The sequence below is a fragment of the Butyrivibrio sp. genome (genome assembly GCF_017940685.1).
Lineage (GTDB): Bacteria > Bacillota > Clostridia > Lachnospirales > Lachnospiraceae > Butyrivibrio.
In genome coordinates this window covers 1-16,784 of sequence record NZ_JAGAYD010000174.1, presented here as the reverse complement: position 1 = coordinate 16,784, position 16,784 = coordinate 1, and the positions used below count along the sequence as shown (strand labels likewise).

Below are 16,784 nucleotides of genomic sequence, written 5' to 3'. Positions count from 1 at the left end.
TGTATTCTTCAATGCTTGAGGAATATGAGATCACAGATATCGCCATGAGTGAAGATGGGAATGTTGCTACAGCCTATATCACCATGACAAACAGCTTCCCTTATGACGTTATTACCAATGAGTCATCTCAGAGTAAGTTTAGCAAGGCTTCAGAGCAATACAATAATGATAATCAGGAAGAGCTGCTGCAGATAACCAATGAGCAGGGTGCAGAGGCGGCGGTTGAGAAGGCATGTAACGACCTTATCCTCATTGCCCTTGATATCTATGAGGAAGAGATAAAGGCTGCTGAACCTGTTACTTATATGCTTGCTCTTACTCTTAACAAGAATGAAGAGACAGGAAACTGGTATGTAACTTCAGTACAGAGCTATGACAGCTCTATTGCAGGTACGGGAGCGCCGGCAACTGATACAGATACAACAGCAACAGAGGTCAGCACTGATACTGAGGCTGCAACTGAAGCCTTATCAGAAGAAACCAGTGGACAGTAAAAATATATAATCTTTTAATAATTGTCACCTGACATAAGTGCTATCATATATTTATCACACTGTTAACTTTTGATTGAAATATCAAATAGTCACAAGGAGGTAAATAATGCTTGTTCTTTTTAGTGAAGGTGTACTTAAAGATGTAAGTTCAGTAGAAGTTCAGCCACTTGATTTTGGCGATGGCAAGATCAGCGGAACACAGATCAACTTTGTATTGACCAACGGAGATGAGCTTAAATATATTTATAGTCAGAATGTGCCGATTGAGGAGTCCGGCCAGAGAGCTATTGATTTTGTGAGAAGCATTTATAAAGATGGCAAGGGTGATTTTACCCATGAGCCAGTTGAGATGCTCTGATCCTTATGTAAATGAAAAGGTCCTATGCCTTACACGCATAGGACCTTTAATATTGCTGTTCTTCCATTAGATTTCTCCATTCTTTGAATCAGCGCTTGCCGAGACGGCCTTGGTTTTTAAGTTCAATAAGATAATCAAAAACAACCCCCAATGGTAGTCCTGTAATATGAGCTACTCTTTCCGGGTCTGGATAATACTCATTTTCACAATCGTGAAGAATGCAGTCTATCACTTCCATTTTGACATCACATGTAGCTGTCATACACTTTTTTCCTCCTTTCCCAAATTGTAAAAATATTTAACAGTAGAACATATCTACCATCTACTATTATAACGGATTTGAGCGCATCAATATAACCCTTTTGTGCGAAAATTTAGAAAAATTTTCTAAAATTCCGCTTGAGATAAGGCTTTTTCGTGTAGGCTTACCAGCGTATTTGCCTCAGAGAACACATCTCCGAGAATTGTCTTGAATTCGTTGAATTTTTCATCGGCCTGATCAGTTGTGTCAAAACTTTGCTGCAGAAGAGAAGCAGCTTTGCTGTTGGATGAAGACAAAGAACCAATGCTGTCCCTTATTTCAGAGGAAGAGGACATGATCGACTCAATTTCCTGATGGGCACTGTTGTAGTTTGTAAGGACATCTGAAACCTTGTTCTCAAGACCAAGAAGGTTGTAGCCTACCTTATCTAGCATTTCGCTTTGTTTGGAAACAAGGTCAGCAGCATTTCCTGAGGCATTTATAATGTCCTGAACGCTAATAGAAAATGCGGCGATGATATCAGAAATCTTAGTTGCGGCAGTGGCATTCTTTTCTCCATATCCTCTTATGTCATTGGCCACAGCTACAAGGCCTGAGCCTTCAGCACCTGCCTTGGAGGCCTCTATGCTGGCATGCAGCGCAATGAGCTCAGCCTGCTTTGCCATACTTCCAAAGGCGTCAACAAGCTTTTTTACACTATCGACCTTGATCATAAGGGCTTTGGCTTTCTGGGCTGCAAGGTCGCTTTGCTGCGTCATGTCTTTGTAGCTTGATTTTACATCGTTCACCATATTAAGACTGTCTTTTACAGCTCTCTGGATGTCAGCAGAAGAGGATTCAAGATCCTGGCTTGCTACAGTTATGGCTGATTCTTTTTCGCTTACAACCTGGATCCTGCGAGTTTGGACATTGATAACGTTGGTATTTGAGTCGATGCTGCGGGACGCATCGGTAAGTACAAACTTCTGTGCTTCCATGAGCTTTGAAAGGTCAAAGAGGTTGTCTTTTGATTTGTCGATAAGAGCTGATATGTTTCCTGCTATGTCAGCCATATCACTGCCTGTCTTAAGAGTTTTTTCTGCTCCGGCGCTGACGTAGTAGTTATTCTCGTTTCTGAATTCATTAAGGCTTTTAATGGAAAAGATACATGCTACAAAGGACAGGGCTAGAATGACGACAGCTGGAAGCCAGGATATATCAAAACTTCCCTTTGCCACAATGTCTTTTACAAGGCTTATAACTAAAGAAATACTCATTACGATAATTTCATATCTGCAAATCTTAAGGTCCAGATAAACGATACTGCAAAGAAGAATAGGAAGGGCAAAGGAAAGACTGATCGGAGCATCAGACATTATTACGAAGATGGCAAAAAAGAAAGTAGCAGCTCCAACTATCTGAAGTGATCCCTTACTGCTTGTAGGATGTTTAAAGCCACCATTTATTGCCATAAGACCTAAAACAAGCGCGCTGATCACTATGATAAGCTTCGGAATTGTAAAGCCGTTAATTATTATATTTGCAATGGTGATGACCACTCCAAGGGCGATGGTAGTGATCACAATATAAAAACAATTTGTATTGGCCTTCTTTAACTGTTCAACATTCATAAGTTTACCCCAACCATAAATCATAGAATGGCGAAATTTTGTATATATACTCATTTTATCATAGTTGTTGTATTTATTATATATTCATCTGTTTTTATACTTTTTTAAGAACATTAATATGTTCTGTTGTAGTAAAATTAATTTGATTTCAAATAATTCAAACAATTTATTGAATTTATAATCAGTTTCTTATGAAAAGGGGTAACCAGATGAAAAAATTAAGTCTAAGAGCCAAGATGCTACTGTGTATCCTTCCAGTTATGGCAATAGCTATGGCAGGCCTGACCTATGTTTCAGCTAATCAGATCTCCACAACGATGCAGGAGATGAATACTGAAACAATGAATGAGACTGTTATTGCCAATGCGAACATTGTTGATGGTAAGCTGCAGATCATCAAGACTTCCTGTGTTGACATTGCTCAGATGATATCCACATCCTATCGTTTTGTTACGATGGATAACTACAAGGGCACTATCACCAAGATCATAACAAATAATGATTCTGTTCTTGGTTCTGGAATCTGGTTTGAGCCAAATGTTTTTGATCCGAATGAAAAGTATGTAGGCCCATACTGGTATAAAGATGGCGGTAATATCGTTGAAACATACGATTACAGCAATGCTGAGTATGACTACTTCAATCAGGAGTACTATCTGAACGCCAAGTCCCTTTCAGAGGGCCAGGCGATGATAACTGATCCTTACTATGACCCTACATCCGGAACAGTTATGGCCAGCTGCTCTGCACCAATTTACGACAATGGAACGTATGTTGGCTGTGTGACAGTTGATATGTCCCTTGCTGATATTGATGGTATGATCTCATCAATTAAGGTAGGCAAGACAGGAACGGCAATCCTTTTAGATTCAAAAGGAACATATTTGTATTGTGACGACTCTGAGAAGGTAGCAAATGGTGTACTTATCACCAATGATGACAATCCAAATCTTGCTGCAATGGGACAGGATATCATGACAAGAGATTCATCTTCACCTCAGATGGGTGCCTTCATGGAAAATGGCAATAACATCCTTCTGACATTTGTTACGATTCCTGATGTCAACTGGAAACTTCTCATCAGAATGGATATAGCTGAGCTTGAAGAACCTGTTCAGGCTGCCGGTATGAAACTGGCTATTATCTGTGCTATCGCTCTTATTGCTGGTGCGGTTATCATCTACATTTTCGTAATGAGTATTTCAAAGAGTATCAATAATGTTAAGGCCTTTGCAGGATCTCTTGCAAGCGGAGACTTTACGGTAAGTAAGATAGCGTCTAGGAGCGGAGATGAGCTTGGTCAGATGAGTGACTCCCTCAATAACATGTTTGAGAGTAACAGAGATGTTATCAGTAAGATCTCGAATGAGTCGGTTCAGGTATCAGAGACATCCTCAGGTCTTGCTAGCATGGCAAATGAACTTTCAGGTCAGTTCTCAAGTATCCAGACCAATATGTCAGGTGTTAACGACGCCATGATGTCATCTGGAGCAGCTACAGAACAGGTTAATGCTTCTGTAGAAGAAGTTAATGCATCTGTTCAGCAGCTTGCCAATGAGACTGAAAAGACAAGTACAGAAGCTGCAGATATCAAGGATAGAGCAAGAGAGATTGAAAAACAGTCCAAGCAGGCTTATGACAATGCTATCAATATAGCTGAGCAGAGAGAAGCAGATCTTGCAGAAGCAAGTGAAAAAGCTAAGGTAGTAGATCAGATCGGAACCCTTGCAGATACCATTGCTGAGATCGCAGATCAGATCAACCTTCTTTCACTTAACGCAAGTATTGAGGCTGCCAGAGCAGGAGACGCTGGTAAGGGCTTTGCAGTAGTTGCTTCTGAGATTAACAAACTTGCAAGCAGCACATCAGAGGCTGTAGAGCAGATCAGAGAAACAATCGATGGCGTACAGGAAGCGTTTGGAACTCTTTCCAATTCTTCAGGAGAGCTTCTTGAGTTTATTAAAGAAACAGTTACACCTGATTATGATAACTTCGTAAATGTAGCTAAGCAGTATGGTGATGACGCTGATTCCTTTGGCGGATCCTCAGAGAACATTGCACAGATGGTTGAGAATATCAGATCTGCAATGGAAGAGGTATCCAAGGCCATCCAGAATATTGCTGAATCTACTCAGGATACAGCTGATCTGTCCAGCAAAGTAAATGATTCTGTAATGGCTGCTGCAGATGTTGTAAGTAACGTAAACGACATGTCCAGCAAGCAGGAAGAAATAGCAGGAACTCTGGAAGAGATCGTAGGAAAGTTCAAGCTGAACTGATATACCAGGCCCTTTTCTTCAAAAGAAATAATTCAAAGCATAATAAAAGGTTCCATGATCGTCAGATCGTGGAACCTTTATTATTTTGTGCTTAAAGCGTATCGTTTCTCTTGATGTACTGAGGAGACTCTGCATCACCTCTGATGTTCTTGGCGTGAATGATATGTGCCCATTTATCTACAATGGCATTCTCAATATGTACGCCTTCCTCAATAACGGCGTAGGCCATTATGATGGAGTTCTTGATGGTGGCTCCCTTTTTGATCACAACACTACGACCAATGATGGATCCGTCAATTGTTCCTTCGATTGAGCAACCGTTACTTACAAAGGAATTGGTAACCTTAGCGCTGTCATAATACTGAGTAGGACAGGAGTCAGTGGTCCTTGTATAGATTGGCCAGTCTGCCTTAAACAGATCACTGGCAATGTCATAATCGATAAGTTCCATTGAGGAGTGGAAGTAATCCTCAAGGCTTGTAAGTGAAGCAAAGTAACCTTTGTGCTGATAAGCTCTGACATCCATCTGCTTGCACATGATATTGATGATATCAGCAAGAGTGTACATTGATGACATCCAGCTTGCGTCCTTGATCAGCTCAATGAAGATGTCTTTCTTCATGCAGTAAGTATCCATAAGGATGTTCTTGCTGTTGGCTGTTCCAAGGTTTTTGTCGATGGATGAAACGCCCTTTTGCTTGTTAACTGTAATGGTGTGGCAGTTCTTGAAATACTCTCTTGCATTATCTACCTTGTGATAGAGGAGAGTGATATCAGCGCCTGATGCAATGTGAGCATCAAGAAGCTGTTTGTAGTCCTGCTTGTAAACCATATAGCTTGGAGCGATGATGACGTAGTCCTGATGCATACGCTGAATGATATCAAGGTTCTCGTTGTAGGCGTTGATATCATTGTTGTAGATGGAACGGGCAGCAGAGTTGGTAGAGAATAAAAGCTGAATCTTACCTCTCTTACTGTTGATGTTGTAGTGTCTTCCTGATCCTACGTGCTCAGCGATAGATCTTGGACGTGAACGGACATAAACCTGAATACGGTCGATGCCTGAATTACTCATGTTTGAAATAGGGAAGTCGATGACACGAAATCTTCCAAGGAATGAGAAAGCGCCGATTGGACGATAGTCGTGAAGTCCCTCAACATGAATGGTGTTGTCTGCGGAGGAGACGATACCGAATGCGCTAGCTGCCATTACTTTGTTCCTCCTTTCACATTTTTAGCAACGAGTTCAATGTTCTCGCTGTTTTTTGAACCTATTTTAACCTTCTTGCCGATGCGGACATTTTCAGCCACAAGAGCTCTTGTGACTATTGCCCCTTCTTCAACAACGGCTCCTGGCATAAGTACTGAGTCGATTACCTTAGCTCCCTTGCCAACAACAGCTCCGGTAAAGAGAACAGAATTGGTTACAGAGCCTTCAACTCTTACGCCCTGGGTAATGTAAGCGCGTTTTATCTTGGCTTCCTTTCCAATGTACTGTGGAAGAGTAGATACGTCCTCAGTATAGATGAGCCATGAAGAGTCGTTAAGGTTAAGGGAGTTCTTGGGATCAAGCAGGTCCATATTGGCCTCCCAAAGGGAATCGATGGTTCCTACATCCTTCCAATAACCCTTGAATTCGTAAGCGAAAAGACCTCTCTTTTCGCCAAGCATCTTAGGAATAATGTCTTTTCCAAAGTCGTGGTCAGAATTAGGATTCTTCATATCCTCTACAAGGAGCTTGCGAAGTGGCTTCCATGTAAAGATATAGATACCCATAGAAGCTAAGTTGCTCTTTGGCTTTTTGGGCTTTTCTTCAAACTCTGTGATGCGGCCTTTGCCATCTGTGTTCATAATTCCAAAACGGCTTGCTTCCTTCATTGGAACACCGCGGACAGCGATAGTAGCGTCAGCATTCATCTGCTTGTGATAGTCAAGCATCTTGGAATAATTCATCTTGTAGATGTGATCTCCGGAAAGAATAAGGATGTACTCCGGATCATAGTTATCGATAAAGTCAATATTCTGAGAGATGGCATCTGCTGTGCCACGATAGACATCAAGTCCCTCATCGGCTTTTTCGCGAGGTGTGAGTACGTATACGCCACTGTCCTTGGAGTCAAGTCCCCAACGACCATCCTGTGCGACATAACTGTTAAGCAGTACGGATTCGTACTGAGTAAGTACACCGACTACGTCGATGCCACTGTTTGCGCAATTACTAAGTGGGAAGTCGATAATACGATACTTTCCACCAAAATAAACTGCAGGTTTGGCAACCTTGGTAGTCAGGTCTTTAAGCCTGCTTCCACGGCCACCAGCCAGAATCATAGCTAACATTTCATTCTGAGCCATATGGTGTTCCCCCTCTGCTAAATGTTTAAATACCTTAATAACTATGATATAATGAGCAATGACTTTTATCAAGCACGAAAGGAGCGCAAATTAAGTGCTTTCAGTGATTATTCCTGCTTACAATGAGGAGCAGATGATACCAAAAACAGTTTCTGTGATAGATGGGATTTTATGTGATGCGTGTATAGACCATGAGCTTTTATTTGTCAATGACGGTTCAAAGGACAGTACATGGGACAAGATAGAAGAGGCTGCATCAGGTAACGAGAGGATTAAGGGCGTTTGTTTTTCAAGAAACTTTGGAAAAGAATCCGCGATCTTCGCAGGCATATCCAAGGCGAAGGGTGATTGCTGCGTTGTTATTGACTGTGACCTTCAGCATCCACCAGAAAAGATCGTAGAGATGTACAGACTCTGGGAACAGGGCTATGAGATCGTAGAGGGAGTTAAGACCAGCAGAGGAAAAGAGAGTGGTTTCCACAAGTTTGCGGCTAAGAGCTTTTACGAGATCATGTCCAATTCCGTTGGATTTGACATGTCAAGAGCCTCAGACTTTAAGCTTCTTGACAGGAAGGCTATGAATGTACTTCTCAACATGAATGAGAAGAACGCATTCTTCAGAGCACTTTCTTCCTGGATCGGATTTAAGTCCACAGAGGTTGAGTACGACGTAAGAGAAAGAGAAGCAGGCACATCCAAGTGGAGCACCAGATCTCTTATAAAATATGCTGTTACCAACATCACATCCTTTACATCAGCACCTATGCAGCTGGTTACAATTCTTGGTGTGATCGTGTTCTTTGTGGGACTTGCAACAAGTATTGAGGCAATTGTGAGATTTTTCCAGGGCACAGCACAGCCTGGTTTCACAACAGTTATCATTTTGCAGTGCTTTATCGGTTCATTTACAATGATAGGTCTTGGAATCATCGGCTTTTATATTTCCAAGATATATGACGAGGTAAAAGGAAGACCTAAGTTCATAATAGATAAGACTATATAAGGTACATGTAGTCGGAATTTAATAAAAATATTATTTGTTTAATCAATAATTAGAGGTACAATATATGTAAGTGGGAGTTTGTCTTGGCACGAGTGAAAGGAGAAACATATGCTTGCTACGTTGATACCTCTTTTTGATGACAAAATGACTGTGTGCGCTTATTCTGTATTCGCGCGCAAGGAAAATCTCTTTTTAAACCCCGAGCTTATGGCTGGCGCAAGATTTGACGGAGCTGGAACAGTTCACGAACTTGAAGTTGTCAGCAGCATGGGTGTGTCTACACTTACTGGTGGCAAAGAAGTCTTTGTCCCAATCAATCAGTTCTCGCTTTTTGCAGAAATTTCCCTTCAGTGCACAGTACCTGCAAACAAGGTTGTGCTACTTATGGATAACTCAATACAGCCCACAGAAGAATTTGTTAAAAGGGTAAGAGAACTTAAGGAGCAGGGCTACAAGATGGCCATCCGTAAGCTCCCAATAAGCAGCTTTGAACCCTATAAGGAGATCATATCAAAGTGCGACTATATCCTTCTAGACCACGTAAAGATCGATATTTCAAAGGCTAAGATCTACTTTAAGAAGCAATATCCAGCTATCAAGCTCTGTGCTGTAAATGTTGATACCCAGGAGCAGTACGATGAACTTGTTAAGGATGGCGGCTACGACCTCTATGAGGGACGTTTCTTCAGAATGCCAATAACCTCTACTGAGACTGAAGTAAGTCCTTTGAAGGTCAACTACATAGAACTTTTAAATGTTGTTAACGCTCCGGATTTCGATCTGACAGAGGCGGCAGATGTCATTGGAAAAGACCCTGCCCTTGTAATATCTCTTTTGGAGATCGTTAACAGAATGGCTCTTAATTCTGAGATTACTTCCATTAGACACGCAGCAGCAATGCTTGGACAGAAGGAACTTAAGAGGTGGATCAATACTGCTGTTACCAAGGAACTTTGCGCAGACAAGCCAAGTGAACTCATAAGGCTTGTAATGATAAGAGCTAAGTTTGCAGAGAATCTTGCGTCTGAGTTTGAAATGGCCATGCAGGCTCCGGAGCTGTTTATCATGGGACTTTTCTCAGCTCTTGACCGGATGCTTGAGAAGACTATGGAAGAAGCACTTTCGATGGTTCAGGTTTCCAAGAACGTCAAAGAAGCTCTCCTTGAAAATAAGGGTGAATTTGCTCCTGTACTTGAGTTTATCAGGTGCTATGAGGATGCTGACTGGACGGAGGTTTCAAGGCTCCTTGTCCTTAGCAAGATGGATATGGATAAGATCTATGAGGCATACCTTGGAGCACTTAGATGGTACAGGGATCTGATCCCGGCTTAAGAGAAGCTTTGTAGCTGGCACCATGAGGGCAATCTATGATTAGTTCAAGAGGCATTGGAAGTGTTATTACCTTCAACCTTGCAGCTGTGATCATAGCCGTGACCTGCCTTTTCTATACCCTGGTCATGCGCAGAAAGCTCAGGCTGAAGAATAAGCTTTTTATTGCAAATATAACAATTGTCATTGTCAATGCACTGACAGTAATACTGGGGTACCTGGTATTGGGCAGTGGGCTTGCGGACAGCAGCAAGCTCATTTTGGCCGATGCCCTTCAGTTCATTTATTATTTTACACACTATGCCATTGCACCATTCTTTGCAATGTATATAATCCTTGTCTGCAATGTTTCCTACAGATTTCCCAAGCGGGCAAGGGTTATTCTCATCTTGCCATTTTACGTTCTTGAGTTTTTTGTTCTCATAAATCCTTTAACTCACCTTGTATATACCTATGACAGCAATCTGGTCCTTCACAGGCATTTTGGTGTTTATCTGGCCTATATCCAGGCTGCCTTCTACATCCTTTTTGCTATTGTTGCGCTGCTTCTTTACTGGAATACTCTTAACAGGTTAAAAAAGATAGCGCTTCTATATTTCTTTTTCATAGTTGTAGTTGGAACTATTGTCCAGATGGCGTTTATTGATATCAAGTGCGAGCTCATGTGTGAAGCTATAGGCTTTATGGGCATCATGATCGTCCTCGAAAATGACGATGACAGGATCGATACTCCGACTGGAGCCTTTAATAGAAATGCATTTACCCGTGATATTACCAGCTATTTTAAGTATGGAAGAAATTTTAATGTGATCTGCCTAAGAATCCTTAACGCAGATGTATATCGCAAGATCACAGGATATGAAACCTTTGAAAAAGTACTGGCTGCAGCCGTTAACCTTGCAGGGAGCCAGAACAGCAAGATTGATGTCTATAGATCTTCGGCGGACAGCCTTATGGTTGTATGCCCTGACATTGCTTTTGATGAGGCGAGGCGCATAGCAAGCACTCTCTTTATCGAGGCCAACAGTGACTGGCCTGTAGAGGGCAATAGAGTACATCTTAAAACAGCAGTGCTGCTGGCAAAGTGCCCTGAGCAGTTTAGTGCCCTTGATCAGTTATACCTGCTTTCTGATTCAGCCTTTGATGCGTCTGATGAAAAAGTACTTTGCTGCAATGATCTTAACTTCCTGTTGAGAAGGGGAGAGATAGAGAATGCTGTAAGGAGAGGAATCAGGGAAAAGAGCTTTAGAGTATACTTTGAGCCTATCTATAAAAAAGAGGATCTTTCAATCTGCGGTGCACAGGCAACGCTTAAATTTGAAGACAAGGACCTTGGTGTAATTGAGCCTTCAGAGTTCATTCCGATAGCAGAGCAGACAGGCATGATCGAGAACCTTGGCTGGTTTGTTATTGACGAAGCCTTGTACTTCCTTGGTGGTATGACTCAGGAACTGGGCCTTGAGTTTATTGAGATCAGCCTTTCATCAGTCCAGCTCATTAAGTCTGACTTTGTTCTTAAGACAAGGACTTTATTTGAAGAACACGGCGTTGTTCCTTCTCAGATAATATTTGACATAACGGAATCCGCAGCAGCCACAGACCAGGACGTGCTTGGCAATGTCATGAAACAGCTTGATGAAGATGGCATAAGATTTTTCATGGATGAGTATGGCACTGGTTTCTTTAACATGCAGTCAGCATCTTCGCTTATCTTTGAAGGTGTCAAGATGGATGCCGGGCTCCTTAAGATGGTTGGCAATCAGGGTCAGAATAAGATCATCCTTGAGAACAGGCTTAAGATGATGAACCAGATGGGCAAGAAGGTTGTCCTTGACCACATCGATTCTCAGGAGCTTATGGACATTACTTCCGGAATAAAGTCAGACTTCTTAAAGGGAAGCTACTTCTCAGAGGCAGTCAGCAAAACTGAGTTTGTTGCAATCCTTCGTGCAACTGAACTTGCCAAGATGGAGGAGAGAAGAGCTAAAGCTGCCAATGACGCCAAGAGTAATTTCCTTGCAAATATGTCCCATGAGATCAGGACTCCTATCAATGCAGTGCTTGGTATGAACGAAGTTATCCTTCGTGAATGCCAGGATGAAAAAATCCTTGAGTACGCCCAGAACATTGAAGGCGCAGGAAGGACTCTTTTGTCCCTCATAAACGATATCCTGGACTTTTCCAAGATCGAAGCTGGAAGTATGGAGATCCATGAGGCTGAGTATGACTTTAGTACAGTCTTAAATGACATATTCAATATGGTGCACATCAAGGCAGAGCAAAAGGTCATAGACCTTGTTTTTGATGTTGATGAGAACATACCAAATTCCATGATGGGCGATGAGATGAGACTTCGCCAGATCATGGTTAATGTCCTTAATAACGCCATCAAGTACACCTCCCAGGGAAGTGTAACCTTAAGAATAAAAGGTGAGCGTAGCTTTAACGACAGGATCATTCTGCACATTGATGTAATAGATACAGGTATTGGAATAAAGCCAGAGGACATGCATTCGCTGTTTGATAAGTTCAAGCGCCTTGATATCGACAAGAACAAGACTGTTGAAGGGAGCGGACTTGGTCTTGCCATCACATCGTCACTTCTTGAACTTATGGGCGGAACCATCGATGTTGAAAGTGAGTATGGCAAGGGATCAACCTTCAGGATGTCACTTCCTCAAAAGATTGTTAAGGATGTTCCGATTGGAGACTTTAAGACAAGACTTCAGGCTTCGCTAAAAGAGAGAAAGACTTACAAGGAGAAGTTTACAGCTCCAGACGCCCGGGTTCTTGTAGTTGACGACACACCAATGAATCACGTGGTAATAAGGGAGCTATTAAAGCATACACTCCTTCAGATAGAATCTGCCAGAAGCGGACAGGAGTGTCTGGAAAAGCAGCACAGTAAAAAGTATGACCTGATCCTTTTGGACTACCGTATGCCAGGTATGGACGGTATTGAAACCCTTCAGACCATGAAGAAGGATGACACCTCAGCAAATGTTGATACACCTGTTATCGTCCTTACTGCCAATGCAATTTCCGGAGCAAGAGAGAACTTTATCAGGGAAGGCTTTGACGATTACTTAAGTAAGCCTATTGAGAGCGATAAGCTTGAGGAAGCCCTCATTAAATATCTTCCAAAGAATAAGGTCCTAATCAGTGAATCTTCTGATGCCACGCCGGAAAATGAAAAAGAAAGCATGGCCAAGGAAGAGATTCCTGACTATCTTAATGACCTTGAGAAGGTTGACGCGAAAGAAGGACTTAAAAACTGCGGAAGCGTGGACAGCTATTTAAGCATCCTTAAGGTCTACTACGAGTCAGCAGAGATGACAAGGGACAACATAGAATCTGCCTATGCTGACAAGAATATAAAAGATTACACAAGCTATGTTCACTCTTTAAAGAGCACCTCAAGGACCATCGGAGCGACGGAGCTGTCGAAGCTTTCAGAGATGCTTGAAAAGGCAGGTAATGATCACGACGCGGATACAATAGAAGAGTATCACAACGAGCTTCTAAACCTCTATTCCATAGTGATCTATTCACTGTCTAAGCTTCCTGACTTTGATGATGGACCATCAGAGGATGGAGATGAGACAAAAGAGCTGATAAGCAAAGCCCAGATGATCGATGCATATCAGACCATCATTGAGGTGAGCAAGTCTCTTGACTATGACACTCTTACCTTTATCCTGGATTCCATTAAACAGTACAGGTTAAAGCCACACGATAAGGACCTGGTAAAGAGGATCGGGGATATGGCTTACAAATTGCAGTGGGAAGAGATTAGTGAGCTTGCATCTACAGGATTAAAAGAGCTACAGGAATAAGATATGTTTAATAAAAAGATTGTGCTTGTAAGAAATGAAGAGACCTTTCTTGTGAACGCCATTAAAAATGCAATGATCGCTGCCAAGTATAACGTGGTGGAATCAACCTATTCCATTGCAGATCTGTCCAGTAAAAAAAGCGGGGCCAGCCTGATCCTTCTTTATACTGATTCAGAGTTTGAAGAACACAGGGACGCAATGGTCTACTTTAAGGACCTATGCGTCGAGGAAAGGATGATCATGATGGTCATTGGAGATAAATTTGCCTTTGACCTTGTGCATCAGTATATACCAAAAGAGGATATAGCCTTTGAGGTTACAAGGCCCCTTGAAATGGGAGATCTTATGAGCAAGATCGCCATAGCTACTGACGATGAATTTGAGATGCAAAGAAGAAAATGCATCCTCATAGTTGATGATGATCTTACTTTCCTTCAGATGATCAGGGAATGGCTTAAAGACACTTACAGAGTTGGAATGGCTAATTCCGGAACTCAGGCTGTGGCATGGCTTGCCACCAATAAGGCGGATCTTATCCTCCTTGACTATGACATGCCGGTTCTTGACGGACCAAAGGTAATGGAAATGCTAAAGAGTGAGTCCTTTTCAAACTCTACTCCAGTTATGTTCTTAACTGGTAAAAACGACAGGGAGAGCGTTACAAACGTCATCTCTTTAAAACCAGTTGATTATCTCCTTAAGTCTATTTCAAAGGACAAGCTTCTTGCGACGCTTGATGCATTCTTTAGATCGGGGAAGAGTATTAAATGAACTACGCTGTAATAGGTGGATTGTCATTTAGAATAGCGGCGGCACTTATTTGTGTTACCTGTATTTTTTATACGGCTGTGATGCGCAGATCAAGCAAAAAACGTCTTCGCAGCCACCTTTTCCTTGCAATGCTTTTGATAATCTTTATCAACTGCTTGACGGGACTGATATCCACCTTTGTGGCACCATCAGGCCTTCCATATACGCTGCGCCTTGTTGTGACCTATTTATGTAACTTTTTATATTATCTTACTCACCTTGCACTTATTCCTATATTCTGCATATACATCATTGTTGTGTGCGAGGTATTCCACAAGTTAAGCAAAAGAAATATCGTGATCTTTTTGGCTCCCTTTCTTATCCTGGAGCTTGTTGTCTTAACAAATCCCATCACCCATTTTTATTTCTACTATGACGAAAACCTGTTTTACGGAAGAGGTACAGGCATTTATATTGCCTACATAGTGTGTATTGCCTATGTTCTTTTTTGTGTGTATCTGATAAAGCGATTCTGGAACACCATGAACAACCTTCAGAAGGTTGCCATGTTCTATTTCATGTTCCTTGCTACAAGCGCTACAATAATACAGATGCTGTTCCCAGCTGTGGTGTGCGAGCTTATGGGTGAAGCTCTTGGCCTTATGGGACTTATGATCATGATAGAAAAAGATGACTATAGACTTGACTACAGGACCAATGCCTATAATAAGTCAGCCCTTTTGCACGATATGAACGTGTACTTTGGGGTGAAAAGAGATTTCTATGTGATCTGTGTAAGAGTAATAAATGACAATCTGTACAGGAGAATCGTGGGACATGAAGGGTACGACAGCCTCATGGCTGAGATCTCAGATTTCCTTGAAAAGCTTGATGACAGATATGACTCCTACAGATCAAGTGGTGGAAACTTCTTTCTTGTTTGTCCAGAAGCTACCAAAGAGGACGTTGATGCGATATTATTAAATATCGAGGACAGATTTCAAAAGAGTTTTTCAGCTGGTGGCGGTATCACCAATGTTAAGATAAAGGTTTTGTGCGCCAAGTGTCCGGATGAGCTTAGCGATTCCAGTGACATCATCCTGCTGGCGGAAGCTGAAATTGAAAATATCGACAAGATGGTGCTCAGGGGCAATGATCTTGACTTCATTCTGAGGAAGATCAGTATTGAGAAAGCTATCACCAAGGGCATGGCAGAGAACAGTTTTAAGGTCATGTATCAGCCGGTGTACGACAAGAATACTCACAAGATCGCATCAGCAGAGGCTTTCCTGACATTAAAAGAGCTTGAATCTTTAAAGGCAAGTTTTCCAGAATTTATGTCTGTGGCAGAAAATACAGGCTTTGTAACTGAGCTGGAATTTCGTATGATAGATTCAGTGTGCAAGTTTATCAGTGAAGGACTTGCCCACACAGTTACAACGAGATTTTCCATTGTCATTCATATTATGTCTGTTCAGGTCCTTACCCATGAGCTTGTAAAGAGGGTAAAAGAGAGTATAGAAAAATATAATGTGGATCCAAAGTTTTTGGTGTTTGATGTGGGCGATACTATAGCCATGCAGGCAGAGGATGAACTTGAGTATGTCATTGATGAGTTTAGTAAACTTGGGCTTCCCTTTGTGCTGGCTACTGATGACGCGGGACTACTTGGTCTTGACAGCCGCATGGTTGCCAAGTTTGACGGCGTTTCCATCAATGTAAAAAAACACTATGAATCCATACATCATGGCCAGGAAGATATCATCTTAAAGAACAGGACCACAATGATCAGTCAGCTTGGCATGATAATGATCCTCTCTGGAATAGATTCGGAAGACCTCTATAAAAAAGCAAGCAAGGTCAATGGAAATTATATTGTTGGTACCTATCTTGGAGGGCTCTGCTCAAAGAATGAGCTCCAGAATAAATTCTGGCACGAAGATACATTTAACAGGGAATGGTAATTACTAGTTTATGAAATACGTATATGAGACACATCTGCACACTGTAGAAGCCAGTGCATGCGCAAGGACTAAAGGGGAAGACTACATTGACTATATGAAGGGGCTGGGATATTCAGGGATCATTGTTACAGACCACTTTTTTACAGGAAACAGCTGTGTTCCCAAAAACCTTCCCTGGGAGGAGAGGGTAAATATCTACTGCAGCGGCTATGAGCATGCGCTGGAAAAAGCAGGAACAGATTTCACAGTACTCTTTGGGATAGAGTATAACTTTTATGGTGATGAGTTCCTTATATATGGAGTAGATAAGAAATGGCTGTTAGATAATCCTGATCTGGAGGATAGGAGCGACAGGTACAGGATCTACGACAAGGTACATGAGGCTGGAGGAATAATGATCCAGGCTCATCCCTACAGGGAGAGAGGGTACCTGTCTGAGATCAACATCACTCCGGGAGTAAGTGACGGCGTGGAAGTTTATAATGCTGCCAATCCGGACGAACAGAACGCAAGAGCCTATATGTATGCAAAAAGCCGGGGATTTAAG

13 protein-coding genes are annotated in these 16,784 nt (G+C 42.0%); 9 read left to right on the top strand and 4 right to left on the bottom strand.

From position 1 onward, the window contains the following. On the top strand, positions 1-494 hold a 494-nt coding region (locus J6I68_RS11210), incomplete at its 5' end, for a hypothetical protein (RefSeq protein WP_292220383.1). Between the two features lie 106 nt (positions 495-600). Next, positions 601-852, top strand: a complete 252-nt coding sequence (locus J6I68_RS11205) for a hypothetical protein (protein ID WP_292220382.1) — start codon at positions 601-603, stop codon at positions 850-852. 88 nt (positions 853-940) lie between these two features. Here J6I68_RS11205 and J6I68_RS11200 read toward each other — a convergent pair whose 3' ends face one another. Together J6I68_RS11200 and J6I68_RS11195 are read right to left on the bottom strand one after the other, a co-directional pair. Continuing rightward, positions 941-1,114 carry a hypothetical protein gene (locus J6I68_RS11200; RefSeq protein ID WP_292202991.1) on the bottom strand — a complete coding sequence of 58 codons (174 nt, stop codon included), beginning with the start codon at positions 1,112-1,114 and terminating at the stop codon, positions 941-943. A gap of 125 nt (positions 1,115-1,239) precedes the next feature. Then, positions 1,240-2,724, bottom strand: a complete 1,485-nt coding sequence (locus J6I68_RS11195; RefSeq protein WP_292220380.1) for a methyl-accepting chemotaxis protein — start codon at positions 2,722-2,724, stop codon at positions 1,240-1,242. A gap of 209 nt (positions 2,725-2,933) precedes the next feature. Here J6I68_RS11195 and J6I68_RS11190 point away from each other — a divergent pair, with 209 nt between their 5' ends. Then, positions 2,934-5,003, top strand: coding sequence for a methyl-accepting chemotaxis protein (locus J6I68_RS11190; RefSeq protein ID WP_292220377.1), 2,070 nt, complete (start codon positions 2,934-2,936; stop codon positions 5,001-5,003). 91 nt (positions 5,004-5,094) lie between these two features. Here the strand turns inward: J6I68_RS11190 and glgD are convergent, their stop codons facing one another. After that, positions 5,095-6,213, bottom strand: a complete 1,119-nt coding sequence (glgD, locus tag J6I68_RS11185; protein WP_292220375.1) for a glucose-1-phosphate adenylyltransferase subunit GlgD — start codon at positions 6,211-6,213, stop codon at positions 5,095-5,097. Beyond that, complete coding sequence (locus J6I68_RS11180; protein ID WP_292220373.1) at positions 6,213-7,355, bottom strand: glucose-1-phosphate adenylyltransferase; 1,143 nt, start codon at positions 7,353-7,355, stop codon at positions 6,213-6,215. Before J6I68_RS11180 ends, glgD begins: the two co-directional genes overlap by 1 nt. A gap of 94 nt (positions 7,356-7,449) precedes the next feature. On the opposite strand from J6I68_RS11180, the gene J6I68_RS11175 reads away from it, so the two are divergent. From J6I68_RS11175 to J6I68_RS11150, 6 genes are all read left to right on the top strand, one after another. Next, on the top strand, positions 7,450-8,358 hold the full coding sequence (locus J6I68_RS11175) for a glycosyltransferase family 2 protein (protein ID WP_292220372.1): 909 nt from the start codon (positions 7,450-7,452) through the stop codon (positions 8,356-8,358). A 108-nt stretch (positions 8,359-8,466) separates the two neighbouring features. Beyond that, positions 8,467-9,690 carry an EAL and HDOD domain-containing protein gene (locus J6I68_RS11170; RefSeq protein ID WP_292220370.1) on the top strand — a complete coding sequence of 408 codons (1,224 nt, stop codon included), beginning with the start codon at positions 8,467-8,469 and terminating at the stop codon, positions 9,688-9,690. Positions 9,691-9,725: 35 nt separating this feature from the next. Next, entirely contained in the window at positions 9,726-13,523 is a 3,798-nt protein-coding gene (locus J6I68_RS11165; protein WP_292220369.1) for an EAL domain-containing protein, read from the top strand. A gap of 3 nt (positions 13,524-13,526) precedes the next feature. Next, entirely contained in the window at positions 13,527-14,294 is a 768-nt protein-coding gene (locus J6I68_RS11160; RefSeq protein ID WP_292220367.1) for a response regulator, read from the top strand. Beyond that, positions 14,291-16,237, top strand: a complete 1,947-nt coding sequence (locus J6I68_RS11155; protein WP_292220365.1) for an EAL domain-containing protein — start codon at positions 14,291-14,293, stop codon at positions 16,235-16,237. The genes J6I68_RS11160 and J6I68_RS11155 overlap by 4 nt, the downstream gene beginning before the upstream one ends. A gap of 10 nt (positions 16,238-16,247) precedes the next feature. Next, positions 16,248-16,784, top strand: a 537-nt coding sequence (locus J6I68_RS11150) for a PHP domain-containing protein (RefSeq protein ID WP_292220363.1), incomplete at its 3' end; no start/stop codon positions are given.